This window comes from Bradyrhizobium sp. Ghvi, assembly GCF_900115265.1.
Classification (GTDB): domain Bacteria; phylum Pseudomonadota; class Alphaproteobacteria; order Rhizobiales; family Xanthobacteraceae; genus Bradyrhizobium.
The window spans coordinates 446,251-471,992 of sequence record NZ_FOVU01000004.1 but is presented as its reverse complement, the minus strand read 5'-3'; the positions used below and the strand labels follow the sequence as shown (position 1 = coordinate 471,992).

Annotated in this window: 28 protein-coding genes and 1 pseudogene; 14 read left to right on the top strand and 15 right to left on the bottom strand. The window is 62.3% G+C overall.

From position 1 onward, the window contains the following. Nucleotides 1–89: 89 nt before the first annotated feature. The 4 genes from BM374_RS17775 (at nt 90) to BM374_RS17760 (ending at nt 4,579) form a co-directional block, all read left to right on the top strand. Complete coding sequence (locus tag BM374_RS17775; RefSeq protein WP_092294352.1) at nt 90–881, top strand: DNA-binding transcriptional regulator; 792 nt, start codon at nt 90–92, stop codon at nt 879–881. Nucleotides 882–953: 72 nt separating this feature from the next. Beyond that, nucleotides 954–2,450 carry a bifunctional 3-(3-hydroxy-phenyl)propionate/3-hydroxycinnamic acid hydroxylase MhpA gene (gene mhpA / locus BM374_RS17770; RefSeq protein WP_092294350.1) on the top strand — a complete coding sequence of 499 codons (1,497 nt, stop codon included), beginning with the start codon at nt 954–956 and terminating at the stop codon, nt 2,448–2,450. Between the two features lie 24 nt (nt 2,451–2,474). Further along, nucleotides 2,475–3,326: a fumarylacetoacetate hydrolase family protein gene (locus tag BM374_RS17765; protein ID WP_092294348.1), complete on the top strand. Its 852-nt coding sequence runs from the start codon at nt 2,475–2,477 to the stop codon at nt 3,324–3,326. Between the two features lie 41 nt (nt 3,327–3,367). Continuing rightward, the gene (locus BM374_RS17760; RefSeq protein ID WP_092294347.1) at nt 3,368–4,579 is read left to right on the top strand and encodes an ABC transporter substrate-binding protein; all 1,212 of its coding nucleotides are present in this window, start codon (nt 3,368–3,370) and stop codon (nt 4,577–4,579) included. 60 nt (nt 4,580–4,639) lie between these two features. Here BM374_RS17760 and BM374_RS17755 read toward each other — a convergent pair whose 3' ends face one another. From BM374_RS17755 to BM374_RS17740, 4 genes are all read right to left on the bottom strand, one after another. Then, complete coding sequence (locus BM374_RS17755; protein ID WP_092294991.1) at nt 4,640–5,482, bottom strand: hypothetical protein; 843 nt, start codon at nt 5,480–5,482, stop codon at nt 4,640–4,642. Between the two features lie 140 nt (nt 5,483–5,622). Continuing rightward, complete coding sequence (locus tag BM374_RS17750; RefSeq protein ID WP_092294988.1) at nt 5,623–5,889, bottom strand: hypothetical protein; 267 nt, start codon at nt 5,887–5,889, stop codon at nt 5,623–5,625. A gap of 458 nt (nt 5,890–6,347) precedes the next feature. Then, nucleotides 6,348–6,830, bottom strand: a complete 483-nt coding sequence (locus tag BM374_RS17745; protein ID WP_177248375.1) for an SRPBCC family protein — start codon at nt 6,828–6,830, stop codon at nt 6,348–6,350. Continuing rightward, complete coding sequence (locus BM374_RS17740) at nt 6,830–7,237, bottom strand: ArsR/SmtB family transcription factor (protein WP_092294344.1); 408 nt, start codon at nt 7,235–7,237, stop codon at nt 6,830–6,832. Before BM374_RS17740 ends, BM374_RS17745 begins: the two co-directional genes overlap by 1 nt. Nucleotides 7,238–7,511: 274 nt before the next feature. Here BM374_RS17740 and BM374_RS17735 point away from each other — a divergent pair, with 274 nt between their 5' ends. Next, complete coding sequence (locus BM374_RS17735; RefSeq protein ID WP_092294342.1) at nt 7,512–8,585, top strand: serine hydrolase; 1,074 nt, start codon at nt 7,512–7,514, stop codon at nt 8,583–8,585. Nucleotides 8,586–8,635: 50 nt separating this feature from the next. Here the strand turns inward: BM374_RS17735 and BM374_RS17730 are convergent, their stop codons facing one another. Further along, nucleotides 8,636–9,469: an outer membrane protein gene (locus BM374_RS17730; protein ID WP_092294340.1), complete on the bottom strand. Its 834-nt coding sequence runs from the start codon at nt 9,467–9,469 to the stop codon at nt 8,636–8,638. A 286-nt stretch (nt 9,470–9,755) separates the two neighbouring features. Then, nucleotides 9,756–10,460, bottom strand: coding sequence for an SDR family oxidoreductase (locus BM374_RS17725; RefSeq protein WP_092294338.1), 705 nt, complete (start codon nt 10,458–10,460; stop codon nt 9,756–9,758). 122 nt (nt 10,461–10,582) lie between these two features. Here BM374_RS17725 and BM374_RS17720 point away from each other — a divergent pair, with 122 nt between their 5' ends. Both BM374_RS17720 and BM374_RS17715 read left to right on the top strand, forming a co-directional pair. Next, nucleotides 10,583–11,425, top strand: a complete 843-nt coding sequence (locus BM374_RS17720; protein ID WP_092294336.1) for a GNAT family N-acetyltransferase — start codon at nt 10,583–10,585, stop codon at nt 11,423–11,425. Between the two features lie 151 nt (nt 11,426–11,576). Continuing rightward, on the top strand, nt 11,577–11,891 hold the full coding sequence (locus BM374_RS17715; RefSeq protein ID WP_143270212.1) for a hypothetical protein: 315 nt from the start codon (nt 11,577–11,579) through the stop codon (nt 11,889–11,891). A gap of 25 nt (nt 11,892–11,916) precedes the next feature. Here the strand turns inward: BM374_RS17715 and BM374_RS17710 are convergent, their stop codons facing one another. Next, on the bottom strand, nt 11,917–12,378 hold the full coding sequence (locus tag BM374_RS17710) for a hypothetical protein (protein WP_092294332.1): 462 nt from the start codon (nt 12,376–12,378) through the stop codon (nt 11,917–11,919). A gap of 597 nt (nt 12,379–12,975) precedes the next feature. On the opposite strand from BM374_RS17710, the gene BM374_RS17705 reads away from it, so the two are divergent. Further along, nucleotides 12,976–14,841, top strand: coding sequence for an alkaline phosphatase family protein (locus BM374_RS17705; protein ID WP_092294330.1), 1,866 nt, complete (start codon nt 12,976–12,978; stop codon nt 14,839–14,841). Nucleotides 14,842–14,880: 39 nt separating this feature from the next. Here the strand turns inward: BM374_RS17705 and BM374_RS17700 are convergent, their stop codons facing one another. Then, entirely contained in the window at nt 14,881–15,453 is a 573-nt protein-coding gene (locus tag BM374_RS17700) for a hypothetical protein (protein WP_092294328.1), read from the bottom strand. A 392-nt stretch (nt 15,454–15,845) separates the two neighbouring features. Here BM374_RS17700 and BM374_RS17695 point away from each other — a divergent pair, with 392 nt between their 5' ends. The 3 genes and pseudogenes from BM374_RS17695 (at nt 15,846) to BM374_RS17690 (ending at nt 17,147) form a co-directional block, all read left to right on the top strand. Then, on the top strand, nt 15,846–16,505 hold the full coding sequence (locus tag BM374_RS17695) for a peroxiredoxin (protein ID WP_092294326.1): 660 nt from the start codon (nt 15,846–15,848) through the stop codon (nt 16,503–16,505). A 139-nt stretch (nt 16,506–16,644) separates the two neighbouring features. Then, nucleotides 16,645–16,785: pseudogene (locus BM374_RS39415) on the top strand (FAD-binding domain-containing protein); the annotation flags it as partial. 68 nt (nt 16,786–16,853) lie between these two features. After that, the gene (locus BM374_RS17690; RefSeq protein WP_092294324.1) at nt 16,854–17,147 is read left to right on the top strand and encodes a histone; all 294 of its coding nucleotides are present in this window, start codon (nt 16,854–16,856) and stop codon (nt 17,145–17,147) included. A 48-nt stretch (nt 17,148–17,195) separates the two neighbouring features. Here the strand turns inward: BM374_RS17690 and BM374_RS17685 are convergent, their stop codons facing one another. The 3 genes from BM374_RS17685 to BM374_RS17675 all read right to left on the bottom strand — a co-directional run bounded on the left by BM374_RS17685 (nt 17,196) and on the right by BM374_RS17675 (nt 19,440). Then, entirely contained in the window at nt 17,196–17,939 is a 744-nt protein-coding gene (locus BM374_RS17685) for a hypothetical protein (RefSeq protein ID WP_177248374.1), read from the bottom strand. A gap of 88 nt (nt 17,940–18,027) precedes the next feature. Continuing rightward, complete coding sequence (locus BM374_RS17680) at nt 18,028–18,906, bottom strand: DMT family transporter (protein WP_092294320.1); 879 nt, start codon at nt 18,904–18,906, stop codon at nt 18,028–18,030. Between the two features lie 90 nt (nt 18,907–18,996). Continuing rightward, nucleotides 18,997–19,440 (bottom strand): hypothetical protein, encoded by a 444-nt coding sequence (locus BM374_RS17675; protein WP_092294986.1) that lies wholly within the window; start codon nt 19,438–19,440, stop codon nt 18,997–18,999. Nucleotides 19,441–19,744: 304 nt separating this feature from the next. Here BM374_RS17675 and BM374_RS17670 point away from each other — a divergent pair, with 304 nt between their 5' ends. Further along, nucleotides 19,745–19,999, top strand: a complete 255-nt coding sequence (locus BM374_RS17670; protein ID WP_092294984.1) for a hypothetical protein — start codon at nt 19,745–19,747, stop codon at nt 19,997–19,999. Between the two features lie 34 nt (nt 20,000–20,033). Here the strand turns inward: BM374_RS17670 and BM374_RS17665 are convergent, their stop codons facing one another. After that, nucleotides 20,034–20,495, bottom strand: coding sequence for a host attachment protein (locus BM374_RS17665; protein WP_092294318.1), 462 nt, complete (start codon nt 20,493–20,495; stop codon nt 20,034–20,036). Between the two features lie 317 nt (nt 20,496–20,812). Between BM374_RS17665 and BM374_RS17660 the strand changes: the two genes are divergently transcribed. Both BM374_RS17660 and BM374_RS17655 read left to right on the top strand, forming a co-directional pair. After that, complete coding sequence (locus tag BM374_RS17660) at nt 20,813–21,100, top strand: hypothetical protein (RefSeq protein ID WP_092294316.1); 288 nt, start codon at nt 20,813–20,815, stop codon at nt 21,098–21,100. Between the two features lie 297 nt (nt 21,101–21,397). Next, the gene (locus tag BM374_RS17655; RefSeq protein WP_092294314.1) at nt 21,398–22,363 is read left to right on the top strand and encodes an AraC family transcriptional regulator; all 966 of its coding nucleotides are present in this window, start codon (nt 21,398–21,400) and stop codon (nt 22,361–22,363) included. 560 nt (nt 22,364–22,923) lie between these two features. Here BM374_RS17655 and BM374_RS17645 read toward each other — a convergent pair. The 3 genes from BM374_RS17645 to BM374_RS17635 are packed head-to-tail and all read right to left on the bottom strand — an operon-like array spanning nt 22,924 to nt 25,732. Next, the gene (locus BM374_RS17645) at nt 22,924–23,496 is read right to left on the bottom strand and encodes a hypothetical protein (protein WP_092294310.1); all 573 of its coding nucleotides are present in this window, start codon (nt 23,494–23,496) and stop codon (nt 22,924–22,926) included. A 39-nt stretch (nt 23,497–23,535) separates the two neighbouring features. Next, nucleotides 23,536–24,429: a DUF4238 domain-containing protein gene (locus BM374_RS17640; protein ID WP_092294308.1), complete on the bottom strand. Its 894-nt coding sequence runs from the start codon at nt 24,427–24,429 to the stop codon at nt 23,536–23,538. Nucleotides 24,430–24,466: 37 nt separating this feature from the next. Continuing rightward, nucleotides 24,467–25,732, bottom strand: a complete 1,266-nt coding sequence (locus BM374_RS17635) for an AlbA family DNA-binding domain-containing protein (RefSeq protein ID WP_092294306.1) — start codon at nt 25,730–25,732, stop codon at nt 24,467–24,469. Nucleotides 25,733–25,742 lie beyond the last annotated feature (10 nt).

Genomic DNA, 25,742 nt, shown 5'->3' with positions numbered 1-25,742 from the left:
GCGCGATCCTACGGTGACATCCCGCAATCGCTTCGCGTTCGCAATGACGATACCCGCGAGGCCAGCGGCCACAAGGGAGGAAATGCGAAGTGTCCAAGGAGCGGACGCGGAACGGGAAGCCGCGGCAGTCGGAAGGCGTCCGCGCCTTCAAGCGCGGGCTGGACGTGCTGCAGGAGGTCAACCGCTCCGGCGGCATCCGCGCCGGCGACGTCGCCCGCGCGCTCGACCTGCCCCGCCCGACCGTCTATCGCCTGCTCGAGACGCTGGAGGAGCTCGGCTATGTCGCCCGCAGCGCCAGCGACGACCGGTTTCGTGTCACCCGGCTCGCCCTGAGCCTTGGCGATGGCTACGATCCCGGCGTGGTGATCTGCCAGGCGGCCGCGCCTTATCTTGCCGAGCTGAGCAAGACCCTGGTCTGGCCGGTCGATCTCTCCACCTACGAGAACGCCGCGATGGTGGTGCAGGAGACCACCCATTCGCGCAGCCCGCTCTCGATCGACCGCGGCATGATCGGCAAGCGTTTGCCGATGCTCCGAACCTCCGCGGGCCGCGCCTATCTCGCCGCCTGCCCCGCGCGCGAGCGCGAGCTGATTGTCAGCCATCTCCGCCGCATCGACGAGGCCGACGACCGCCCTTTCCTCGACCAGGGCCGCCTCGATCGGATGATCGCGGAAACGCAGGCGCGCGGTTATGCGATCCGCAGCGAGGGCGAATTCAATCCAAAGACGGCATCAATTGCCGTTCCGATCGTGCGCAGCGGCGCCGTGTTCGGCTGCATCTCGATCATCTGGATCCGGTCGGCGCTGCGGATCGAGGAAGCAGTGGCAGAGTTCGTCAGGCAGCTTCGGGAGACGGCTGACACCATTCCGGTTGAAGTTTAGGGCCGTCCGCTGGGCGGACACTTCGGCTGACGCCATTGAAGCGATGGCATGGCTTGGGGAAGAGATAGCCCCATGCAAGATAAATCCACCACCGAAGACTGTGACGTCGTGATTGTCGGCCGAGGCCCCGTCGGCGCCACGCTCGCAAATCTGCTCGGCCTGTGCGGCGTGCGGACGCTGGTGCTGGAGCGCGAGGCGCGGAGCTATCATCTGCCGCGCGCGGTGCATTTCGACGACGAATGCATGCGCGTGTTCCAGACCATCGGACTTGCCGATGCGATCCTGCCGCATGTCATCCTCAGCCCCGGCATGCTGTTCCTCGACGCAAGCGGCAAAATGCTGCTGGACTGGTCACGGCCGCAGACGCTGACGCCGATGGGCTGGAATCTCAGCTACCGCTTCCATCAACCCGATCTGGAGGACGTGCTGATCGGTGGTCTTGCGCGCTGGCCGCACGTCACCTTGCGCAGCCGCTGCGACGTGTTCGCGCTGGATCAGGACGAGACCGGCGTGCGCGTCCGCTACGAGGATCTCTCCAACGGCAAGCTCAGCGAGGTCCGCGCCTCCTATGTGATCGGCTGCGATGGCGCACGGTCTCTGGTTCGCCGCTTCATCGGTTCCGGGATGGACGATCTCGGCTTCCACGAGCGCTGGCTGGTGATCGATGTACTGCTCAAGCGCGCGCGTGACGATCTCGGCGACTATAGCCTCCAGCATTGCGATCCGCGCCGGCCAGCGACCTACGTGCGTGGCACCGGGTCGCGGCGGCGCTGGGAGATCACGGTGCTACCAGCGGAGGATTCGAACGAGGTCGCGCAACCGGCAAAGGTCTGGGAGCTGCTGTCGCGCTGGATCGCGCCCGAGGATGCCGAGCTCGAGCGTGCGGCGGTCTACACATTTCATTCCGTGATCGCACAGCAATGGCGCAACGGCCGGCTGCTGCTCGCTGGCGATTCAGCTCATCAGACCCCGCCCTTCCTCGGCCAGGGCATGTGCGCCGGCATCCGCGATGCCGCCAATCTCGCCTGGAAGCTGGCCGCAATCATTGGTGACGGCGCCTCTGCTGACCTGCTCGACACCTATCAGAGCGAGCGCCAACCGCATGTGCGCGAGTTCATCGAACTCGCCATTCGCCTCGGCGGTGTCATCAACACCAAGGCGATCGAAGCCGGCCTTGCCGCCGGGCAGGTACGCGAGAATGCGCCCGTGAAGCTCCAGGTAAAGAAACCCCTGCTTGGACCCGGGCTCGCGCTTCGCGACCTTCCTCTCACCGGACATCTCGCGCCGCAGTTCATGCTGAAGAACGGTAGCCGCGGCGACGACCGGATCGGTTACAGCCATGTACTCCTCGTCGAGAGCCTGCCGCGTCCAGCGCTTCCGAAAGCGGGGATGAAAATCCTGACCAGCGATGACTCCGAAGGCATCGGGCCCTGGCTGCGCGAGCACGGCATCATCGCCGCGTGGGTTCGTCCCGACCGCTACATCCACGGCACCGCCCGCAACGATGCCGAGCTCGACCGGCTCATCGCTGCCATCACGCCTCCAACCCACGTGCCGTCAGCGGCCTGACCGAACACACTCCAAGGACATCTCATGAAGCTGCTCTCTTTCGTCGCCAACGGTCGCGCCTCCTTCGGCGCCGTCAAGGACAATGGCGTCGTTGATCTCGGCAGCCGCATGGCGCCCTGCACCACGCTGCGGCAGTTGCTCGAAGCGGGCCGCGTGGCCGAGGCGGCAAAGCTGGTTGCATCGACCATGCCCGATCATCCGCTCGATGCGATTAGCTTCGCGCCCGTGATCCCTGATCCCGGCAAGATCATCTGCGTCGGTCTCAACTATCGCGACCATGTCGCCGAAACGGGGCGCACCGTCACCGAGAAGCCGGCACTGTTCGTCCGCTTTCCCTGCAGCCAGGTCGGCCATCTCCAGCCGATCGTGAAGCCCAGAGTCAGCGACGATTTCGACTACGAGGGCGAGCTCGCGCTCGTTATCGGCAAGCAAGGCCGCCATATTCCCGCAAACCGCGCGCACGACCACATCGCCGGCTATGCCTGTTACAACGAAGGCAGCATTCGCGATTGGCAGCGCCACACCAGCCAGTTCCTCTCCGGCAAGACTTTTGCGGAGAGCGGCAGCTTTGGCCCGTGGCTGGTGACATCAGATGAGATCCCCGATCCGTCGAAGCTGACCTTGCAGACGCGCCTCAACGGCACGGTCGTGCAGGACACCACGACGGATCTCCTGATCACAGGTATCCCCGACTTGATCGCCTACATCTCGACGATCTGTCCGCTTGTTCCTGGCGACGTCGTCGTCACGGGCACGCCCGGCGGCGTCGGCGCCAAGCGCACACCGCCTCTGTGGATGCGCCCCGGCGACACCGTCGAGGTCGAAATCTCCGGCATCGGAACGCTTCGCAACAAGGTCATCGCGGAGGCGGCCTGACCGCTGCGACCGATCAACCAACGATGAAACCAGGAAACGCCATGGCCATCAGCCGCACCACATCCACCGCCATCGTGCTGACCACGCTGGCGCTTGCAGGCTCCCCTGCCCGCGCCGAGATCAAGGGCGACGCCGTCAGAGTCGGCGTGCTCACCGACATGAATGGCATTTTCGCAACGGCGATGGGGCCGGGTTCGGTCGAAGCGGCGCGGATGGCGGCAGAGGAGTTCGGCGGCAAGATCAACGGCAAGCCGATCGAGATCCTGCAGGCCGACCACCAGAACAAGCCGGATTTAGCGGCTTCTCTCGCGCGAAAATGGTTCAGCGACGGCGTACAGGCGATCGCGGATGGCGGCAGCTCCGGCGCGGCACTCGCGGTGCAAGAGCTGGTGCGCGGCAACGGCAAGATCTTCCTGGTTTCCGGCGCCGGCGCCAACCAGCTCACCGATGAGGCCTGCGCGCCCTCGAGCGTGCAGTGGACGCAGGACGCCTATTCGACCGCGACGGCGGTGGTCTCCGGCGTGATGCAGACCAGCAAGGAGCCGTGGTTCTTCATCACCGGCGACTATGCTTTCGGCCATTCGATCGAGGCGACGGCGCGCGAGCGCATCGCCGCGCTCGGCGGCAAGGTTGCCGGCAGCGTCAAGGCCCAGCTCGGCACGCCCGATTACTCGTCGTTCCTGCTCCAGGCGCAGTCGTCGGGCGCCAATATCCTGGCGATCAACGTTGCCGGCGACAACGCCACCGCGATCAAGCAGGCGGAGGAGTTCGGCCTCGCCGAGCAGGGCATGAAGATCGTGCCGATGTCGTTCCAGAACGTCGACATCGAGGCGGTCGGCCTGAAGGCGACGCGCGGCGATCTCATCGTCACCTCGTTCTTCGAAGACGTCTCGCCGGCCGCGCGAAAGTTCTCCGATGCATTCTATGCGCGCCGCAAGGCGATGCCGTCGCAGATCCAGGCCGGCGTCTACTCCGCCGTTCGCCATTATCTGCAGGCGGTCAAGGACAGCGACTCCGACGACAGCGCGATCGTGATGGCGAAGATGAAGGCGACACCTGTCTCGGACGCCTACACGACGAGCGGCCGCATCCGCGAGGACCAGCGCATGGTGCACGACCTCTATCTGGTGCAGGTCAAGACACCGCAGGAATCCAAGGGCCCGTGGGACTTCGTCAAGCTGATCGCGACCATCCCGCCCGACCAGGCCTTTCGCCCGCTCGACCGCAGCAAGTGCAGCCTGGTCGGTAAATGACAAAGCGTTTTCAAGCGAAGTGGATACCGGTTCGCGTCAAGAAAACGCGTCAAAAGAAGCTCAGGCGAGATAGCGCGTGAGATAGCCTTCCATGGCGTAGAGCGCGCAGAGCGCGAGGCTCGACCAGACGGCGGCGCTGAAATACAGGAACATCCAGGTCAGCTCGCCCTTCCAATGCGCGATGTCGTGGGTCACCACCCATCGCGTCGAGACATCATGCAGGCCTTCGAGGAAGCCGAGCAGCCTGTTGCCTTCTTCATGCCCTGCTCGCCAGCGGCTGAGATACATCGGCACATCGACGGTGACGAGGAAAGCGAGGAAGCAGGCGATGCCGACGATGCCTGACATCAGTGCCCAGCGCACCACGCCCTGGAATTCCGGCATCAACCGGCACAGCGCTATGCCGGCAAGGGAGAAGGTCACGGCCCACAGAGAGTTCTCGATCGCGTTGTAGAGGAAGTTGGTCGTCACCACCGCATACCAGGAGAAGCACTCGGCGATGATGATAACAGGCACGATCACGAGCGCGATATTCACCGCGGTCTCCGCGCCGGTCATCTTGCCCAGCTGATGCAGGATGATCGCCCATTGCGCGGCGAAGCAGACCTCGGCGATGGTCGCAACCGTGCGGCCGACGAACACGCTCGACAGCCAGGTGTCGAACAGGCAGATGCGCTGCACGTCGGCGCGCGGCAGCACCGAGCGGAAGGCGCAGCCGAACACGTAGGCCGCGCAGAGCAGGAACATCAGGCCGATATCCGAGCCGCCGCCGACGCTGCCGGCCACGCTCGGATAGAACTCGCGGTAGAGCATGAACCAGACGAGAATGTTGGCAGCGCTGACCAGCGTCAGGGACCCCCACCACCATGCGAGGGGATTTGACCGTGCCTGCCACTGCAACATGATGAACTCCGCTGTAGTCATCTTGACATCCAACGGTAGTAATTCTGTCATAATTCAGCAGCACGACGCGATAAAAATCTGCGTGACGGCACTGTCATAATTCGCAGACGGCGCCGCAACCGGGCGCCTCCGGTCTGCGCTCACTGCCCTCCAGCGCGGCGGCCGCCGCTCCGGATGAGATCGTCGGACTCGTCCACATGTCGCTGATATTCGGAGATGGCCCGATTGGCCATCCGGATGCGGTGGCTCTGGCCTTCTTCCACCATCATCGTGATGCGTTGCGCCAGGAACACGCAGGCCTCGAATTCATCGCGAATGGCGCCGGTCCGCGCGAGAAAGTCCCAGGCGATCTCGTAGGCCTGCTCCGCGGCGGGGTTGCGATAGTCGCTGAAGATAATGTGCGTCATGATGGCCAAAGCCGGAGCGATCCTATCGTTCCTGTCGGACGTGGGCGCGTCGCCACGCCGTGGGCATGAAGGACCACCGGCGCTTCTGCGCACCGGTGGTCGGTTGCCGCAACCGCCTCCTCCCGATGATCGTTCCTAATTTGACCAGTCCGATTTGCGGCGGGAGTTGCGACCAACCGCACGTGTTCCGGCGTTATCCTGCGATAGCAGAAGCTCAAACAGCTCCTCGGCAGCAGGAACGCAGGGCGGGAGCCGCGGTTCTCCGCATGTCGAGCGCGGCGGACACCGCGCCTCAAGTGCTCCCGGCATGCGCAATGAGATGACGCCACCGTCCAGCGGCAACGTGCGCCGTTAGCGAAGACCGGTCGGCGCTCCCTGCAGGGATGCGCGCGAGGGTGGCGCCGGCGAGATCCTCCTCCCGCCGGCGCCGCCTCCGCGACGAGCTGTCGACGCTCACCTCACCTCTTCATCGCCGTCACATAGGCCGCGAGCTTGTCCAGCGTCTGGTAGCCGTATTCGACGGCGCCGAAGCCGATCATGCCGTCGCGCTGCTCGGTGCTGGATGCGAGCTGCCGCATCATCAGCACGGTCTTGCCGTTGCTCTGCTCGGCAAAAGTGATGGTGAAGCGGAACATGCCGGGGTCCTCGTCCTGGTCGGCGCCATGGTCCATCTCCATCAGGTGCGGCCGCTCGATGCGGCGGAAGCGCATGCGATTCGGATATACCGTGCCGTCGGGGCCGATCATGTTGAAGCGCCAGACGCCGCCGACGCGCACGTCGATCTCGAAGGTCTCGATCTTGAATCCCTTCGGACCGAACCATTGCGGCAGGTGCTTCGGATCGGACCATGCTTCGAAAACCAGATCGCGCGGCGCGTCGATCACGCGCGACATTACTATCTCGCGGTCCATCGACCATTGCGACAGGGCAGCATTTGTCATCACTCAGTACCTTTCCGTTTGCTTGGCTTGTTGGTGGTCTTCTCTGCCGATTTGGACGGTCGCTTGGCAGCGGCCCTCTCCTTCTTGAGCTTCATCACATAAGCCTCGAAGCGGTCGAGCCGCGCCTCCCAGATCGCGCGCTGGTGCTGGAACCAGTCTTCTGCGCTGAGGAGCGCGTCCGGGCTCAGGCGACAGGTGCGCACGCGGCCCGATTTCTCCGATTGCAAGAGCCCGCTCTGCTCCAGCACGTGAATGTGCTTCATGAAGCTCGGCAGAGCCATGTCGAAGGGATCTGCGAGCTCGCCGACCGAGGCCTCGCCGGCGCACAGCCGCATCACGATCGCCCGCCGCGTCGGATCGGCAAGCGCTGCGAAAACCTGGTCGAGCTGGGACAATTGGTTAGCCATGAAGCTAACTATAGAGCGGATCACGATCCGGCGTCAACAATTGTTAGCTTATGAGCTAAGTATTTTTCGGGGACCGTCCGCACGCGCAATCGTGAATTTGACGCCCGCCCATCCCCGCTAGAATGCCACCGGGGGCGCATCGCATGATCAGTCAGAGCCCGTGCCGCCTGTTGTCTTCTCACCGCAAATCACCCGGCGAGCCCTCGCCCGCGCCGCTCTTGTTCCCTTTGCGGCAGCACTTGCCAGGCCGAGACCCGCCTCGGCGGACTCCGACATGATCGCACAGGTTCGCGACATCGTCGCCGCCGAGCTCGCACCTACAGTGACACCGGACCAGCCGGGCGGCCTCGCTGCCGCACTCTATGCCGGTCGCCATGTCGAATTCTTCAGCTACGGTTTTGCGGACAGCGCCACCAAACGGCGGGTGACGCCGGACACCCTGTTCAATCTCGCCTCGTTGAGGAAACCGTTCGAGGCGACGTTGGTGGCACTTGGCGCGCTCCGCGGCGAGCTGCGGCACGACGATCCCCTGCCGAAATATCTGCCGGGGCTGAACGGTGACTATATTCGCAAGGTCACCGTCGGCGAGCTCGCCACGCACACCTCGGGACTGCTGCTGCCGACGGATCACCCGCCCTGGCCGAACGAGTCCTACTCGCAGGCGCAATTCATCGACATGCTCAACGCCTTCGCGCCGCCCGCCGGCGTCGCGCCCGGCAGGCAGCGCATCTACAGTCATGCCGGTTACGTGCTGCTTCAGCTCGTGCTCGAGCGCTGCTATCGCACGCCGATTTCAAGACTGATCAATAGCCGTATTCTCGCGCCACTCGGCATGCATGCCACATCGATTCCGGAACGCGGGCCGGACAGCCGCGCGATCATGGACCAGGCCGTGCTGCGGCGCGTCGCCCAGGGCTATTCCGACCAGGGTCGTGCGATCGGCCCTGTTGGCAACCAGCAGAGCTATTTCGACTTCCCCGGCACCGGCCAGATGTTCTCGTCCGTGCGCGACCTCTCGACATTCGCGGCCGCCTGCGTCGACGGCCGCACAATCGACCCGCAATTGCGCGAGGCGCTGCGGATGACACAACGCGAGAGCTTTCGCACCGACCTGAATTTCGGTCAGGCCACATTTGGACAAGCCATGGCTTGGGAGACCGTTCACCTGCCCGATGTCACCGTCGTCGACAAGCCCGGCGGCCTCAACAACGTCTCCGGCTATATCGGCCTGGTGCCATCGCGCCGGATCGGCATCGTGCTGCTCGCCAATCGCGGCGACTATCCGCATGAGATCGCCCGCTACAAGATCTTGCCGGCGCTGGCGCATCTCATGACGGCCCGCAGCTGAGTTACAGAAAGCCCCGGCCGAGCCTGGGGCTTTCCACGCGAGGATGGCGATCAGTATCGGGCGACGACCGGTCCGCCGAACTTGTAGTTCACGCCGACCCGCACGATGTTCGACTTGATGTCGACCGAGTGGGTGTACACGTTGGAGGGGAATGCGACGGCCGGCACGAACGCGGCCAGATTGGTGCTGGTCGCGCTAGCACGGCCGAGATCAACATAGAGATACTCGGCCTTGAACGACCAGCCGCCGCCGAATGCGTATTCGGTGCCGACGCCGGCCGTCCAGCCGACGCGGGTATCGCGAATTGCCGCGGATTCCGTCGCCGCTGCGAACGTATCCGTGAAATTGAAATTGCCCTTCACCTCGGCAATTGCCGCACCGCCGGTGGCATAGAGCAGCCAGGTCGGAGCCGCCAGGAATCCGATGCGACCGCGGATGGTGGCGAGCCAATCGGCCGAGGCCGATGACGACACCGTAAAGCTGGTCGGCGCGCAACAGGGATAGAGCGCCGAACCGGTCGCGCTGCCCTTGAAGCCGAAATAGTTGATGTCGCCTTCGAGGCCGAACACTGCCTGGTTGACCTGCCAGTTGTAGCCGGCGGTGAATCCACCTGTCAGGCTGGAGCTGTTGACGTGCTGGGCACCGACCGCGGCGATCGCCGGAACGCTGCTGGCCGCGAAGTAGCCGGTCGGACTGAACACGGTCGATGTCGTCGGGTTCGCACTGCCCCATTGCCCGCCGATATTTCCGCCGACGTAAAAGCCTGTCCAGTTATAGGCCGCCGCCATCATCGGCGCCTTGGTGTAATGCGCCGCGAGGTCGGCTGCCTGCACCGACGCGGTGCCCAAAACGACCATTGCGGCCGCCAGCAACAACTTTCTCATTCTGGTCTCCTTTGCCCCAAGCGTTCGAGCCGCGCGTTTCCGAACGCGCCGACGGCCAAGTGGTATTCGGCACGAACCAGCCATAGGCGACACACCGCTCGGCGTCTTGGGTTGCGGCGAAGTTCGCAGGGACTGTGACGCAATGTGCGGCCCCCGTCGTGCGAACGAATGACTGGTGTGACCAATGGGCAACGCAGCATGCCGGATCAGCGACGCGCCATGCAGGATCGTGTCGCATCACAACAAGGCAATGAGACAACGAGAACGCGTCGCAGATCGCGACGCCTCAGACCGAGCGCGTCAGCCCGCCGTCGACGCGGATGTTCTGGCCGGTGATGTAGGCCGCGCCGTCGGATGCCAGGAACGAGATCGTCGCGGCGATCTCCTCGACCTTGCCATAGCGCTTCAGCGGCACGCTATCGCGCCGCGCGTCCGTCTGCGGCAGGCTGTCGATCCAGCCCGGCAGCACATTGTTCATGCGGATGTTGTCGGCCGCATGGGTGTCGGTGAATATCTTGGTGAACGCCGCGAGGCCGGCACGGAACACTGCCGAGGTCGGAAACATCGCGCTTGGCTCGAACGCCCAGGCGGTCGAGATGTTGATGATGGCGCCGCCCCTCTGCGCGGCCATCACCGGCGTCACCAGCCGGGTCGGACGAATCACGTTGAGCAAATACGTGTCTAGGCCGGTGTGCCATTGCTCGTCGGTGATCTCGGTGATCGCCGCGCGCGGACCGTGGCCAGCGCTGTTGACGAGCACGTCGATCCGTCCCCATTTTGAAAGCGCGCCGTCGACGAGGCGCTTCAGATCGTCACTGGACTTGTTCGAGCCGGTCACGCCGAACCCGCCGAGTTCGGCCGCAAGCGCCTCGCCCTTGCCGGAAGACGACAGGATCGCGACGTGAAAGCCATCGGCCGCAAGCCGCCGCGCAGCCCCCGCCCCCATGCCGCTACCGCCTGCAGTGACGAGTGCGACCTTCTCTGCTGCCATGACCAGATATCCCTGTGATAGCGTTGCGGCGAGCCGAGGCTCAGTCTGCTATGGCCCAGCTCGCCATCAGGGCTTCTACCGCCAGACTTGCCTGCAGGTCCATTGCCACGAGGCACCGCGACATGAGCGATTTGCAGATCCGCAATTTGCGTCCCGACGAGATCTCCATCGCGATCGACTGGGCCGCGGCCGAGGGCTGGAATCCCGGCCTTGCCGATGCCGCCTGCTTCGCGATTCCGGATACGCTAGGCTTCTTCGTCGGCGAGATCGACGGCGAGCCGGTCGCGACGGTCTCCTGCGTCAATTACGATGACCGTTTCGCCTTTCTCGGCTTCTACATCGTGCGCGCAGGCTTTCGCGGCAGAGGCCACGGCCTGCGCATCTGGAATGCCGCGATCGCGCATGCAGGTGCCCGAGTGATCGGGCTCGACGGCGTCGTCGCACAGCAAGACAATTACAAGAAGTCCGGCTTTCAGCTCGCCTACGCCAATGTCCGCTACGGCGGCATCGTCGAAGCGCCGCCGAGGCCGCTCGCTGAAGTTGTTGCGCTCGACACGATCCCATTGGCGCTTGTGCAAGCCTACGATGCCACCGTCTTCCCCGCGCCGCGCGCGGCCTTCCTGCGCGCCTGGATCAATACACCCGGACACGTTGGCCGCGCATTGCTGCGCGAGGGCAATCTTGCCGCGTGGGGGGTGATCCGTCCCTGCAGAACGGGCCGCAAAATCGGCCCGCTTGTAGCCGATGACCGCGCCGCGGCAGAGGCCGTGCTGCAGGCTTTGCTGGCAGTCCCCGGAAGCCACGAGATCATGCTCGACATTCCCGCGGTGAACCCCGATGCTGTTGCGGTTGCGGAATCCCTTGGCCTGAAGCCGACGTTCGAAACGGCGCGAATGTACACCGGACCGGTCCCGTCACTGCGGCTCGACCACGTGTTTGGCGTAACCAGCTTTGAACTCGGCTAGGACTATTTTGAATTAGGCCCGTGTCGGCCTGGAATATGTAACCTGCTTCATATCGCCGCTGTGGCACAGCGTGTATTCGTATTGGATCCGCCGATTTTGCCGGCGGCCTGAACATCGTTTTTTGACCGTCAATTTCATTCGAGAGGATTTCATGACCGAAGCCAGAACCAGGGCCCGCGCCTCTCAGCACACGGCCGATGATACGCAGCGTCTCGGGATCGCGGCTGCGTTGGTGCTCGCCGTTGCGACGGCGCTGGGGGTGCACGCGCTGGTGTCCGCGCCGGCGCTACGCGAGGCCGCCGAGGCGGAGCTCGCGCGCACCATCGCCAATGAGGATCGGGATGTCTGCGGCCAGTTCGGGGTGCGCCCGGGGACGAACGCATTTGTCGCTTGCAGCCGCGAGCTCGCGAATGTCAGGCGGAAACAGTCGGACCGCGACCAGGCAGCCGCGGCAGGCGTTTTGTAGCGAGCTGTGAGATACCGTGCGCTGCTCAGTAGCAGCGCATGATGTTGACGGTGTGCTCGCCACCACCACGGCCGGGCACAGTCACCTGCTCCGTCGGGCAGCTCGACACGTAGGGCCGGTCGGAAGGCACGACGTTCGGCGGGAAGCGATGCGCCCAGTCCCAGGGGACATCGTAGGTGTAGGTATAGCGAACGTCGCTGGTGACGGGCTGGCTGGCATCTACGAAGGGCTCGCTATGGTTCGCGCCGTCGTAAAAGAACCCGCCGCCACCGGGCCAGTAGACCCAGGGATTGTGGAAGCGATTGCTGCGGGCGCGGAATCGCGCGCCCGGCGCCATCGGCGGGCGTGCTGCAGCCGGCGGCGCGGTTGCGGTCACCACGCCTTGCGGCGCGACGCCGCCCGGACGTGCAAAACTGTCGCTGGAGCTAAGGAGCAGCGCGGCTGCGCTGAGCGAGGCGAGCAACGCCCCATATGATCTGGACATCATGATACGGACCAACTCGTTTGGCTTCGCAGAAAACGGCTCCCCACTGCACGCTAGGCCGCCCTGTCACCCGCCCGCAAACGTATAATTAATTATTGGTTAAGGCACGCAATTAACGGGGAACCGGGTGCGGCGGAACGCCCTGAATTTCAGGCGTTTCATGGGCTGGGACGCCGCTGCCGCCCCCCGCGTCATTGCGCGAGCGCAGCGAAACAATCCAGAGTCTCTCCGCCGCGGGATTCTGGATTGCTCCGCTGCGCTCGCAATGACGATGTGGAAACAGTTGTGGCTGGAAATTCCGCTCTCGTGCTCCGCTCGCTGCGCAGCACGAAGTGATGCGCTGCAGAGCCGGGGCCAATCTATCAACGAACGCCGCGGCCTCCTGGATCCCGGCTCTGCGCAGCAACGCTCCGCGTTGCAGCGCGTCCGGGACACGAGAGCCTCTCCACCCGCTGTAATGACGAATCCGTGGTTGGCGTCCCACCTCCCCGTCACTTCTGCATGCCGATCTCCTCTTGTAACAAAACCGTCATGCAGCAAAACTAAACGATTGCCGGGCCGCGGTCGGCGGCCGAGCCGCCTTACCGCTAGGAGATTTTGATGCGACGTTCACTGGTGTTGCTGTCAGCCGGGCTGACAATGCTGACCACCGGGCTTTTCAGCGATCTTGCCTCCGCTGAGAACAACACGCCCCGCAACTTGATCCTGTTCATTCCCGACGGGCTGCGCGCGCTGAAAATCACGCCCGAAACCGCACCGGCCATGGCCGAGGTCCGCGACAAGGGCGTCAACTTCAAGAACTCGCATTCGCTGTTCCCGACCTTCACCATGGCCAACGGCTCGGCGATGTCGACCGGTCACTACCTCGGCGACACCGGCGTGTTCTCCAACACGATCTGGACCAACTACACCTCGGTGCCCGCCGGCGACACCGTGGTCCCCTTCATCGAGAACGATGCCGTGCTCGGCGACATCGACGAGCATTTCAAGGGCAACTATCTCAACGAAGACACCGTCTTGAAGATGGCCCGCGACAAGGGCCTGAGCACGGCGACGATCGGCAAGGTCGGCCCGGTCTACCAGTTCGACCATACTGATCATCCCGACAAGCCCGGTCAGCACTCGATCGTGATCGACGACTCCACCGGGGGCAAGAACGGCGTCGCGCTCTCGGACGAGATGAAGGACGCGCTGACCAAGGCGGGCCTCCCCCTCGCCACGCCATCGCGCGGCGACAATGCCAAGGCCGGCGACGCCAAGACGCCCGGCACGACGGTCGCCAACGTGGCGCAGCAGGCCTATTTCGCCGACGTCGCCACCAAGGTGGTGCTGCCGATGTTCAAGGCGCGCAACAAGCCGTTCGTGCTGGTGTTCTGGTCGCGCGATCCCGACGGCACCCAGCATAACCAGGGCGACAGCCTCAACCAGATCCTGCCGGGCATCAACGGCCCGAGCACCATGGCGAGCATCAAGAACGTCGACAACAACCTCGCCCAGATCCGCAAGGCGCTGGACGAGCTCGGACTCGCCGCCAACACCAACATCATGATTCAGGCCGACCACGGCTTCTCGACCATCTCCAAGGAAAGCAAGACAAGCCCGTCGGCCAAGGTCAGCTATGACGACACGCCGAAGGACTTCCTGCCGATGGGCTTCGTCGCCCTCGATCTGGCCAAGGCGCTCGACCTGCCGCTGTTCGACCCCAACGACAAGAACGCGAAGGTCGAGGGTAACAAGCATCCGAAGGCCGGCAACGGCGTGCTCGGCAAGGATCCGCAGAAGCCCGACCTCGTCGTGGCCACCAACGGCGGCTCGGACCTGATCTACCTGCCGAACAAGGACAAGAAGCTGGCGGCGAAGACCGTCAAGGCGCTGCTCGAGCAGGACTACGTCTCCGGCCTGTTCGTCGACGACTCCCTCGGCCGTATTCCCGGCACCCTGCCGCTGTCGAGCGTCAACCTGCGCGGCAAGGCGGCGACGCCGACCCCGGCGATCGTCGTCAATTTCCGCTCCTATGCCAGCGAATGCGGCGAGGCGCCGACCAACTGCTCGGTGCAGGTGGCCGACACCGTGCTGCGCCAGGGCCAGGGCATGCATGGCAGCTTCAGCCGCGGCGACACCTACAACTTCATGGCCGCGATCGGTCCGGACTTCAAAACCGGCTATGTCGACGAACTGCCCGTGAGCAATGCCGACGTCGGCATGACGGCGGCCCAGCTCCTGGGCCTGCGCGGCTCCCACAATGGCGGCCTGGTCGGCCGGGTGATGTCGGAGGCCCTTCCCAACGGCATCGTGCCGAAGGCGTTCAAGGCGGTCGAGAAGTCGAAGCCCTCCGAGAACGGGCTACAGACCGTGCTGAACCTCCAGCGCGTCGGCAGTCAGCGCTATTTCGACGCCGCCGGTTTTCCCGGGCGCACGCTGGGCCTGGAGCCGGACGCCGGCAAACAAAAAACGGCGGGGAAATAACCCCGCCGCTTCGTCGCGTCCTCGAAGAGGCGCGATGAATCACATGCCGATGTCGAAGACATTGGGCAATTGGCCCGCCAGAGGCAGCGCGGTGGCGCCGAGGAAAGTCGCCACCATCGCCATCAGACGACGGTTGTTCTGGCGCTTGCCGCGCATCTGGCCGGCGATCCACTCCAGCATCTCGCTGTTGACCTTGGAGGCATAGGACGGCGCCCAGCTCTCGATGTCGGTGTCCTGCGCCAGCGCGACATTGCGGGGCGGCACTTTCAAGCCCGAGGCGCTCGCGGCATAATGGGCGACGGCCTTGGTCAGCAAATCATCGAACCGGCCGCCATCGGCGCGCTCGGTCGCGGCTTCGTTGATCTCGAACAGCGCCTCGGCCTCGGCGCGGCTGACCGGCTGGTCGTTGACAGCCGTGGCGGTCAGGATGCGGGCACACCAGGCGGCATCATCGGCGTCGATGGTGCGGGAAAAGTGCACCCTGCCCTTGGTGGTCGGGCCCTCGCCCGTGATCACGCCGTCGCGCACGATGGAGAGCGCATGGGCCGCGGTATCGCGGCAGGACGGTTCGAGGGACGGCGATTGGACGGACTTCGGCACTGCGGCAGACATAGTTCACTTCCAGATTTCTTCTGATCGCCAGCATTTTCATGCCGGCGTAAAGGGGTGGTTAATGATTCGATATGGGGATCGCGACTTTTCTCAATGGTTGCCGATTAGTCGCTGCGAGGACCGTTTCGGTTCCGGAGAGCGTCGGGCGGGCGTGATGCGGGTCATAAAAGGCATAATCGGGGCAATCGATACCGTGAAGCCCCGGGGGGAGATGTTTCGCCGCCGGCGCCGCCGTAACAAAAACGTGCTCGGAAATCAGCCCTTCAGAGGAGGAATTCACATTTTACTTCAAGCAGTTCAGTTGCCGTTCACTTGAGGCGGCCAAGTGCCTATACTGGGCCTCACGGCCAGACAACAATTCCCAAGCGAATTCAATGTGATGAGGTCAAACCATGACACTTCCGATCGGCGCCACCGCCCCCGACTTCGAAGCCGAGACCACCGAAGGGAAAATCAAGTTCCATGACTGGATCGGCAACAGCTGGGCCCTCTTGTTTTCGCACCCGAAAGACTTCACGCCTGTTTGCACGACGGAGCTCGGCGCTCTCGCCAAGTTGAAACCGGAATTCGACAAGCGCGGCGTCAAGCTGATGGGCCTCTCCGTCGATCCGGTCGACCGCCATGCCAAATGGTCCGAAGACATCAAGGAGACTCAAGGCGCGGCCCCGAACTACCCAATGATCGGCGATACCGATTACAACGTCTCGAAGCTGTATGGCATGCTGCCCGCCGCGATCTCAGGTGATCCTCTCGTTCGCACGGCCGCCGACAACCAGACCGTCCGCAACGTCTTCATCATCGGGCCGGACAAGAAGATCAAGCTGGTGCTGGTCTATCCGATGACCACGGGACGGAACTTCCAGGAAATCCTGCGCGTCATCGACTCGCTCCAGCTCACTGCCAAGCATCGCGTCGCGACGCCTTCCGACTGGAAGCAGGGCGAGGACGTCATCATCGCGGGCTCGGTCTCCAACGACGAGGCCAAGACGATCTACCCGCAGGGTTGGAAGGAGCCGAAGCCCTATATCCGGATCGTGCCGCAGCCGAAATAGCCAACCGTCATTCCCGGGACGGTCCACAGGACCGAACCCGGAATCTCGAGATCCCCCGGTGCGCAATTGCGCACCTGAGGTCTGGTCCTTCGAACCATCCCGGGATGACCTCGCTTGGATCAGGCCGCCTGCACCCGATCACCAGCCCTGGCATGCGACGCCGGATCGAGTTGGCGAATGCGGGCAACGCTCTCGGCAGGACCTATCCGCACCCGATCGTCATCACGCCGGGGGACGCGAGCGCGCGCTCGCTGCTTATGCAAGGATCCGCAAAGGTTGAGCGTTGCTTTGACACAATTATGAAACCCGCTATCGTCGTCACTCCATGCAAACCGTGGGGGACACGATATGGACGACGATAAGCCGATCACCGAGCAGCCGATGGAGACGATCACCACTGCCGTCGAAGCGACCAAGGACGCCGCCGTCACGGCCGTGAAGAAGGTGAAGAAGGCCGCCAAGAAGGTCGCGAAGAAAGCTGCGCCCAAGAAGGCAAAGAAGGCTTCCAAGAAGCAGGCCAAGAAGTCGTCAAAGAAGGCTGCAAAGAAGTCGTCGAAGAAAGCCGCCAAGAAATCCGTGAAGAAGGCCGCCAACAAAACCGCGAAAAAGACAACCAAGAAGAAAAAGAAAGCCAAACGCTGATCGCAGCTCGAGAACCTGTCCGGGGCGGGCGCGCCCCGGAGATTTCTCCTACTCTCTACGCTTTGACGCACGCCGGCCCGGGTGGTGCTTTCCCTTCGGGTCGCGGAACTCGCTGCGATGGCCGCGCCGGTCTTCGGCGTTGAAGCGGCGCCGCTTCGCAGGTGAGCCGAACGCCTTGATCACCTTCCTGCCATTGACTTTCTTGATGACGTAGCCGCCCTCGGTCATCGAGAACGGGGCCTTCAGCGTTCCCTTGTGGTCGAACTTGGTGCCGCGGGGATGTTTGAAGGGTTCGAACCAGGACGGATAAACGAAATTCGACATCGGAAAACCGCCGACGACGAAGGCGTCCTCCTCCACCGCGTCGCAGACTTCATAGGCGTATTGGGTGTTGCGGTTCTTGTCGGCCCAGAGATTCGCCATGGGATCGAGCACCATCTCGAACAGTTCGTGCGAGGCCGCCATGCTGACCGGCTCGTCGCCCAGCGACTTGACGAAGATCTTCGAGATCGGCTGGCCACGATGGGTCAGCTCGTGGCGCCCGAGCATGTTCTCGTGGGAGGCGTCGTCGAAATAGACGAGCTGCCAGTCGGTCGCCTTCGGCTTGCGCGCGACATAGAGATCGACAGGATAGCCCCACACCGGCAGGAAATGCTCATCGTAGCACTTCTGCAGTGCCGCGGTGAGCTGGTCCATCACGCGGTCGTCGAGCGTCGCCATGGCGTAGTTGATGCAGGCAATCCGGACCGGCTTCATGGACCTGCCGAGCAGTGCGCGTCTCGCCTTCTTCATGGAAATCACCGTGTGAAAGGGCCGCTGAAATGCGATCAGCCTAACACGATGCACCCTGCACGTCAGGGATGTATTCCTGCAAGCCCGCCTACGCGCCGAAACGGCGGTTGACCACAAACACCGCAGCCGCGCACAGCGCCATGCCCGCGATTGCGACGGCATCGAGCTTTTCCCCAAACAGCAGATAGGCCATCAGCGCCGTCACCGCAGGCACCAGATAGAACAGGCTCGCGACCGACGTTGCCGCGGCATGGCGGATCAACCAGTACAACAGGCCGATCGAACCGATCGAGAGCGCGACCGCAAGCCAGGCCAACGCAAGCACGAACTCCCGCGTCCAATGCACGACCCGGTCCTCGAACAGGAAGGCGCCGATGGTGAAGAAGATCGTGACGGCGACATATTGCACGAGATTGCCGGCGCGCCAGTCGATGTGGTTGCAGAAGCGGCGCTGATAGAGCGTGCCGAGGGTGATGCTGATCAGCGCGACCACCGAAGCGAGCCAGCCGAGCCCGGCCTCCCCGGTCATGGGGCGATTGTGCAGGATCAACGCTACGCCCCCGAGCCCAAGCAGCAGGCCGCCCCATTGCACCGGCGTCACTTTCTCGCCGAGCCGCCGGTTGGCAATGGTCGATGTCAGGATCGGCTGAAGGCCTGGAATGAGCGCGGAGAGTCCTGCCGGGATTGAGTGCGAGATCGCGATCGCGGTGCCGCCGAGATAGAAGCCGTGGACGAGAATGCCGGCGACGGCGCTATGGGCGATACCGCTGCGATCCGGCCATTTCGGGCGGGCGACGACTGCGATGATCGCCATCAGACCGACCACCAGCGCCATGCGGATGGCGAGATAGGTCAAGGGATCGGCGCTGTTCACGACGTATTTGGTGCCGATGAAGCCGGTGCTCCAGAGCAGGACGAACAGCACCGGCGCCGCCCTCGCGGCCAGATGATCTTGATTATGATTCATTGCCGTCCTCATTGCCCGAGCGGAGGGCGGTGCGGCAATGCGAATTTCCGATGTTGCGCTGCGACGGAGGCAGCGACTCAGATCAGCCGATTACCATTCTTCCGGACAGGGATTGATGATCTTCCAGAGCTCGACCCCGTTCTTGATCTTCTTCATGTCGGTGGTGAGCCCGCCGTTGCGGCGGATCCAGTCCTTCACCGTATCAGGGTAGTAGGACATCAGGTCGGACGTCCCTTCGGCGCTGGTGACCTTGATTCCGAAGGTGAAGGCCTTGTCGTAATAGGCCTGGTGGAAGCCAAGGCTCGCGCGCGGAGTCACACAGATCTTGTTCATCGGCACAATGCCGAGCACCAGTGTGCAGGCCGAGTTGCAGATGCCATCGATGATCACGCGCTCGCCGGTGTCGCGGACGCGCTTGTACTTGGCTTTGTACTCCTCGACATAGCCGCCATGGTCGCGGGTGATGTGCAGCTCCGCCCGCGCAGGCGCGGCGGCGACGAAGAGCAACAGCAGGCTGAGGAGCGTGATGCGCATGACGGCGTAACGGCGAAACCCTTGCAGGAACGAACCGGCCTCGAAGACACCCAACGAAACCCAAAGTGGCCGACAGCAGGACTCTTTGACCGGATTCTCTTTGGCCATACTTGTGTGGGGAATTCGTTAAGCATCTCGAAAAGGCCAAAAATGGGCAGCCTTACACCTCACTTTCCGGCATTTCTGTCACACCCACCCGGGAATCTGCGGGATTAGTCCTGATTTCCGCATTCCGGACGGGTGCCCCGGCGTCCCGAAATCGCTATAGATGACTGACCAATTCGCGGGTTTCCGGAGAATCGAGATGAGCAAGTTGACGCTTTTGGCCGCGGTTGCCGCCCTGTCGGCGGCAATCCTAGCCCCCGGCTTCGCGGAGGCGCGGGTGTATCACCGCTACTACGCCAATCCGCTGCCTTACCCGATCAGCTATCTGCACAATTACGGCCCGGGCATCACCCCCGGCACCTTCGCTTTTTACGACGGCCCCTCGACCAACCACTGCTATCAGAGCGCGGCTGCCTATGTCGGCCAGGACCGACGGCGGCACCCCTGCTACTGAGGGGCGCCGCGGCGTCCTTTTGCGGGCAGGAGCCCTAGCCGGCGGCACCCGACAACAGCACCTGCTTCTCGATCTCGTAGACGGGCAGCTTGACGAGGTCCTTGCCGACCTCGCCGCGGAGCGCCCTGCGCACCGCGTCCGAATAATCGCTGCGGATCATGCCCAGCGCGCGCGGTGAGGCCACCATGGTCAGCGCCGAGGTCTCTCCGGCGCTGAGCGCGGTATCGAGACGTTCGGCGAGACTTCGCAGGAAGGTGCGTTCGGCCTCATCGTGCCAGTCGGTCTGCTCCGCCGAGCTGCGGGCGCCGCCCACCGCCGCATGCAGCCTGCCGGGCGCGTCGGTCCCTTGCGCTGACGTCGACGGGTTGGCCTGCTCGCGAACCTCCCTGGTATGAAGGTTCGGAAACATCTCATCGCCGAGATTTTCCAGGATGAGCGCCTTGCGTCCGTCGCACACGACCAGCCAGTCGCCCTTGTCGATCCTCATCTTGTTCATTGCACAGCTCCCAAACAACCGCCGTCTTGCTTCCAACCGGCGCGGACGCGCCGATCCGAATGCGCTTCGAATTCCTCGAAAGACGAGCCACCCGACCAGACTAGGGAGGAAGCCGGGCGTGCGAATTGCGCAGGATCAAGTCCAAGGGCGATGCCAACACCCTTGGCGATCGGCGCCAACCAGGGACAGGCTGACCATGCTTTCGGGACCACGGCGGACTGGCTGAAGGTTTGTTCATCAGCCTTACATTTCGATCCCGCCACAATTTGATCCGAACAACTTCGATATTCTGTAATGCGTAAGCGGAGGAAGACATCATGAAGCTTAAGATCGACCTTGTCGCCGCGTCTGTATTCGGTGCTTTTGTGGCATCGTCGACGAGCGCATCGGCCATGCCCGTCGCGCCCGCCCCTGCAGCACCGCAGGTTTCCAAGGTCGAGCAGGTCCGTATGGTCTGCAACGCCTGGGGACGTTGCTGGTGGCGGCCGAACTATTACGGTTACGGTTACGGTTATGGTCCGGGCTACTACGGACCGCCCCGCTATTACGGCCCACGTTATTATGGCCCGCGCTACTATGGCTATTACGGCTATCGCCGCTGGTAAGATTTGAAGGGCCCTCGGGCCCCTTCGCTCTTGCGAGATGATACAGGCGTCGAAGTCCACGGATTTGGAGCAATTCCCAAACTGATCTAGGTCAAGAGGCTCATTTCATTGATCTCAGGACCGTCAGCCGATGAGCCGCGACCGTTGAACGGTGGCATCGGTTCGGCAGCTTCGTGACGTGAGAGGTCCGCAATCCTACGGCCCAGAATCCGGGTTTACTGAATCGTCGTGTTTCGCCATTGATAGCCACGTATCGACGTTCATTTCATTGTCACATTGCAACATCCGGCCAGGCGCATGTTCTTCGACGCTCTCGCCCCTTCATCCGCCCTCCAACTGATCAGGTTTACCGATGTCGACGCGTTTCGACCGGCTGAGTCGTTGGAAGACGCCCGGAGTATTCCCCTAGACGTCGCCAATTTCGCCGCTGCGCGAGCGATCGTGAACCTGCCGGCATGCCGGATCATCGTCGCGAGGTCGTTTGCGCGCATCCTGGAGACCAGCTATCGCGCACCAGGCGGCATGGTGATCCTGCCGATGAGCGACGATCTGCGCGCCAGTTCGAGCGGGATGGAGATCGACTCGCGCTTCTTCATCGCCCTGCGCGGCAATCATCATTGCCATTTCGTCGAACCGCAGATCAATCATCATGCCCTGATCATGTTCGCGCCGACACTCAGGGATCGCGGCTGGTTCGATCGCGCTGACTCATTGTGGGTCCGCATCGCGGACTCCGCCGCTCATCTCTACGCGCGGCAGCTCGTGCAAGACATTCTCAGGACCGCATCGGTCGAACCGCACATGTTCGAGACCAGCGAAGCCGCAGCGCATCTCCAGGAAGGCCTGCTGCTTGCCCTCGACGATCTGTTTCAGATTGACCCATTGTCGGAGCCCAGCGCGCCGAGCGCAGGCGCGCGATCTGCGCGACTTGTGCAGCAGGTCGACGACTACGTCACGGCCTATCCGACCGCGCCGATCTATACCGCCGATCTCGCCGGTGAATTCGGCGTCTCGGTCCGTACGCTCAGTGGCGCGGTGAGCAAAGTGCGCGGCATGAGCCTGCACCAATACATCCGCCTAAAGCGGCTGTGGGCCACCCGCATGCAGCTCCTCAGGAGTGGTGGCGCCTCGGTCGCCACGTGTGCGCGCGCCCATGGTTTCCACCATCTCGGCGAGTTTGCCGCGGCCTACCGTGCAACCTTCCACGAAACGCCTTCGGAAACACTCGCGCGTGCGCGAAGACCTGGTCTTTCGGCGAACTGACAACAGTAACCGCACTGCGAATCGCCTGCCCTGGCCTCGTGAGGCCGTACGGATTGCGGCCGCCAGCCCGCAACGGCTTTGCCTTAAATGGCGCGCTCGGAAGGATTCGAACCTCCGACCCTCGGAATCGAAATCCGCTCAGTCCCTAAGCAAAATCAAAGGGCATTCTGAACTTTCCCGATCCGTTCGCCCATTGACGGCATTGGAGAATTTTGTGGGTTCAGAACGCTGATAGGCCACCCCAGCAAAGTCGCCGGAGAAGACGACGCGCGTTCCAGGAGGCCGAAAGTGGTAGCCGAGCGACCAAAGTACTTCAGCGACATGGAAGACCCGCCCGAGTTCTTGAAGTCCCTCGAACAGGCGCGACGGCTATCCACCAGCGGAAGAACGACCTTTGCGTTGCGCCCTCCGCCCCCGAAAGCAACAAATAAAATGCGGACGCGACCAGCGCTGCCGCGGCAGACCATTTCTTGATGAGAAATGTCAAGCAGACCGCAGTAGGATGCCGCCTTGACAGCCCATAAGGCTGAGGAAAAGTCTCTCCCAAAGAGTAACCGTTGTTATGCCCTCCTATGCGAGAGCTTGTAGTCAGGCGCCGGCAATCCCATTGGTGTGTATAGATAGCTGACCACCAGCGACGGCACTCCTCGGCTTGCAATCTCGATTAGGCGCCCATGCTCGGGATTGTCCAGCAAGTCTTCTGTCACATGGGCTATTCCCTTGTTCGTTACTTGGAAGACGGTCAGGAGCGCTCGCTCGGCTTCCTCTTTGCCTCCCTCGTAACGGGCAAGTGCAGCTTCAGGACTGACCATTGAGAGTCCACCACTCGTATTTGAGAAACTTTCTATTCCAACATCGGTAGGCCGGCGCCCGCTGACGTTGACTATGCGGCCTTGTCGACTCGCGTTCAGGCCCAAAAATTCCAGCAATGCGCGGCAATGAACTAACCCCGCTTCAATCGCTGGATTGGTAAAGGCAAAAAGATTGCCTTCAATGCGCAATTTGCCATCGATATAGATCTGAATTGCTTTCGGCTTGTCCGCATCCGCTGCAAGGCGAGTTGCCAAATTGAGTGCGCTGACTGCGGACATTCGATAGGGGATGATCTCTTTCAATAATCTGTCGAGATTCATCGCTGTTTCTCCTGAGATGTCGCGGAATGGCTTGCCGCACTATAAGCTGGGGAAAAGCGGAGATGGTTCCAAGGCCACCCCGAAGTATTTTTCGATGAGCTTTGCGTTTGCCTCCCGCGATTGCGTGTAGACGTATCGCCGGGCCTGAGCGGCGATCCGTTTATTCACCTCAGAGACGACCCTCGTTGGATTGACGTCCAGTAAGTCACTCAGGATTCGAGGACTGTTGGCGGCAACAAACAATTTTCGTGGGGCAATCGGGAGCGAGATGAACCCACGCTCCTCTTTCAGGCGGTGGTAGTGAGCAGGTCGGTCGGAGGTTATCAAGTCGTGCTTTGAGCCCTTAACCTCAAAAACGCGCCAATGCATTCCGTTGATGTGTGTTCCAATCTCGACGTTTTCGATCGCCCGCATGATCATGTTAACGCTTACCTTGTCCAAGACGTTAGGATCCCGACGGACAATAAATTCTTCGAAGGTCTCGGGATCATCGGGTTTGCGCAGCTGCTCGTATTTGGTCTGAGAAGCTGCGCTCCCCCGGTTCCACGCGACGGGGATGGCCGCTCTCAGCTCATCCACTGCGTCTGGATGGCGAAGCCTGACGCTTAATAGAAACCGTGACCAGGCGCTGCGATGCTCGGGCGTCCAGGGCTTCGGATCGCGTAGCAAGAGGCGATGCAGAGCCTTCGCGCCCTCGTCGTCAACAAGTTTGAAAAAACGATTTTCAAGATACTGGTCGTAGCCAACCGGACCCAGTGCGGGGAATGCGTACAGATCGCGCTGAAAACCTGTCGAAGTCGCGCCCACTTCTTTTTGTGCGATCCGGCCCCCATGGACACGCTTGTGCTCAAATAGCTTCTGATTACCGTTATGCCATTGGCGCAGATAAAAGACGGGTACAAAATGGTGATCCCGCGGCTTTCCATCTGACATAACCACCTAGCCTCGCTCGGCGTGAGGCTTCTCGTCGTCAGGAGCCATCAATCTGTTGGTTCCAATCAATTTGCAGGCCAGCGTCTCGCACAGACCCAAAGAGATCCCACACCTCTCGTTCGATGACGTCGTGTACGATAGGAAAGTTAGATCGAGAAGTGAGTGAGTAGGGTCCGATCACGGCTGAGTCCCATGGAATGCTCACCCAGGTATCAAAAAGGCCGTTGTTTTGTGGTATGGCTGGATTGCCCGACTTCTCAAATTTACCTTGAACCACGAACTCGACATCTGGTCGACCGAGCCAACGGCGCACCCATTCCGTCAAGAAGAAACCTTGAGCCATGATGGCCGAGTACCAGGATGGGTGGAATTTATTGTCGGCACGCACAAGTAAAAGTGTAATGAGCCCATCAGCCCGGATCGTGACCTTCGACAGGTTCGATGTATATCCGAACGAGTACAACGCGGAACGGTAACCGCGCTTCCAATCGCTGGTCCAGTTCGGAAGCTCGACAAGGCTTCTTAGGTTCGGCTTTGCGGATCTGATCGGCTTCTGATGAAAGCGGTCGGGCAGATTGTCGATCGCCAAGTCCTCCGAGCTGATGAGAGAGAGCTGGAACAGTAGGCCGTTTGAAGCGTCCACCGGTTGGTTTGTATCCGGCTGCATCAAGTGACCAGACCGCCATTGCTTGGCGATCACCTCTGCTTGCGAAAATTGTTCGTCAGCAACCCGTGCGACGCGCTCAAGCCGAGTTCGGCGCTCGTAGAAGATGGCTTGAATGTCCCTCATCACTAGCGGCTCTGAGTTGCTACCACGCCTGACGTAAGCATTTGATGGGCGTCCAAACCCGTGGGGCGCGGATGGCGAGGAGCCAACCTGCACAACTATGACGCCGGCACCATCGGAGACTTCAATGCCCCGGGCTTCGAGCATCGGGAGTGGGGGATCGATAATGCTCCGAAGAGACTGCACCAGGCGATCAGCACAATCATGGACTGCTGGGATAAGCGGCTCGAAGACTGACCTGGCCCGCTTCGGGTTGTCGTCTGTTTCTTCGATGCCGATTATGACTACGCCACCGTAGGCGTTGGCGAACGCTACGACCTCTTTGGCTATGTCGTCGCGGGCAACGCTCCCGATCAAGCTCTGGTCGCGCATCCATCGATCGGCTCGGCCGTCGTTCGTCGCCAGCGCCCTCTTCAATTCAAAACGCGGCCCTTCCTCCATTTGGGAAGCTATGAGGCTATCGATGTGGGCCGCTGTAATCGATTCAATCGCCAACTCGAATATCTCAGAAGTCATATGCACACCC

Excerpts from the sequence above, each read along its gene's own strand:
- mhpA (WP_092294350.1), top strand. The coding sequence starts at position 954 with ATGCAAGATAAATCCACCACCGAAGACTGTGACGTCGTGATTGTCGGC.
- BM374_RS17765 (WP_092294348.1), top strand. The coding sequence starts at position 2,475 with ATGAAGCTGCTCTCTTTCGTCGCCAACGGTCGCGCCTCCTTCGGCGCC.
- BM374_RS17760 (WP_092294347.1), top strand. The coding sequence starts at position 3,368 with ATGGCCATCAGCCGCACCACATCCACCGCCATCGTGCTGACCACGCTG.
- BM374_RS17755 (WP_092294991.1), bottom strand. The coding sequence starts at position 5,482 with ATGTTGCAGTGGCAGGCACGGTCAAATCCCCTCGCATGGTGGTGGGGG.
- BM374_RS17750 (WP_092294988.1), bottom strand. The coding sequence starts at position 5,889 with ATGACGCACATTATCTTCAGCGACTATCGCAACCCCGCCGCGGAGCAG.
- BM374_RS17745 (WP_177248375.1), bottom strand. The coding sequence starts at position 6,830 with ATGACAAATGCTGCCCTGTCGCAATGGTCGATGGACCGCGAGATAGTA.
- BM374_RS17740 (WP_092294344.1), bottom strand. The coding sequence starts at position 7,237 with ATGGCTAACCAATTGTCCCAGCTCGACCAGGTTTTCGCAGCGCTTGCC.
- BM374_RS17735 (WP_092294342.1), top strand. The coding sequence starts at position 7,512 with ATGATCGCACAGGTTCGCGACATCGTCGCCGCCGAGCTCGCACCTACA.
- BM374_RS17730 (WP_092294340.1), bottom strand. The coding sequence starts at position 9,469 with ATGAGAAAGTTGTTGCTGGCGGCCGCAATGGTCGTTTTGGGCACCGCG.
- BM374_RS17725 (WP_092294338.1), bottom strand. The coding sequence starts at position 10,460 with ATGGCAGCAGAGAAGGTCGCACTCGTCACTGCAGGCGGTAGCGGCATG.
- BM374_RS17720 (WP_092294336.1), top strand. The coding sequence starts at position 10,583 with ATGAGCGATTTGCAGATCCGCAATTTGCGTCCCGACGAGATCTCCATC.
- BM374_RS17715 (WP_143270212.1), top strand. The coding sequence starts at position 11,577 with ATGACCGAAGCCAGAACCAGGGCCCGCGCCTCTCAGCACACGGCCGAT.
- BM374_RS17710 (WP_092294332.1), bottom strand. The coding sequence starts at position 12,378 with ATGATGTCCAGATCATATGGGGCGTTGCTCGCCTCGCTCAGCGCAGCC.
- BM374_RS17705 (WP_092294330.1), top strand. The coding sequence starts at position 12,976 with ATGCGACGTTCACTGGTGTTGCTGTCAGCCGGGCTGACAATGCTGACC.
- BM374_RS17700 (WP_092294328.1), bottom strand. The coding sequence starts at position 15,453 with ATGTCTGCCGCAGTGCCGAAGTCCGTCCAATCGCCGTCCCTCGAACCG.
- BM374_RS17695 (WP_092294326.1), top strand. The coding sequence starts at position 15,846 with ATGACACTTCCGATCGGCGCCACCGCCCCCGACTTCGAAGCCGAGACC.
- BM374_RS17690 (WP_092294324.1), top strand. The coding sequence starts at position 16,854 with ATGGACGACGATAAGCCGATCACCGAGCAGCCGATGGAGACGATCACC.
- BM374_RS17685 (WP_177248374.1), bottom strand. The coding sequence starts at position 17,939 with ATGAAGAAGGCGAGACGCGCACTGCTCGGCAGGTCCATGAAGCCGGTC.
- BM374_RS17680 (WP_092294320.1), bottom strand. The coding sequence starts at position 18,906 with ATGAATCATAATCAAGATCATCTGGCCGCGAGGGCGGCGCCGGTGCTG.
- BM374_RS17675 (WP_092294986.1), bottom strand. The coding sequence starts at position 19,440 with ATGCGCATCACGCTCCTCAGCCTGCTGTTGCTCTTCGTCGCCGCCGCG.
- BM374_RS17670 (WP_092294984.1), top strand. The coding sequence starts at position 19,745 with ATGAGCAAGTTGACGCTTTTGGCCGCGGTTGCCGCCCTGTCGGCGGCA.
- BM374_RS17665 (WP_092294318.1), bottom strand. The coding sequence starts at position 20,495 with ATGAACAAGATGAGGATCGACAAGGGCGACTGGCTGGTCGTGTGCGAC.
- BM374_RS17660 (WP_092294316.1), top strand. The coding sequence starts at position 20,813 with ATGAAGCTTAAGATCGACCTTGTCGCCGCGTCTGTATTCGGTGCTTTT.
- BM374_RS17655 (WP_092294314.1), top strand. The coding sequence starts at position 21,398 with ATGTTCTTCGACGCTCTCGCCCCTTCATCCGCCCTCCAACTGATCAGG.
- BM374_RS17645 (WP_092294310.1), bottom strand. The coding sequence starts at position 23,496 with ATGAATCTCGACAGATTATTGAAAGAGATCATCCCCTATCGAATGTCC.
- BM374_RS17640 (WP_092294308.1), bottom strand. The coding sequence starts at position 24,429 with ATGTCAGATGGAAAGCCGCGGGATCACCATTTTGTACCCGTCTTTTAT.
- BM374_RS17635 (WP_092294306.1), bottom strand. The coding sequence starts at position 25,732 with ATGACTTCTGAGATATTCGAGTTGGCGATTGAATCGATTACAGCGGCC.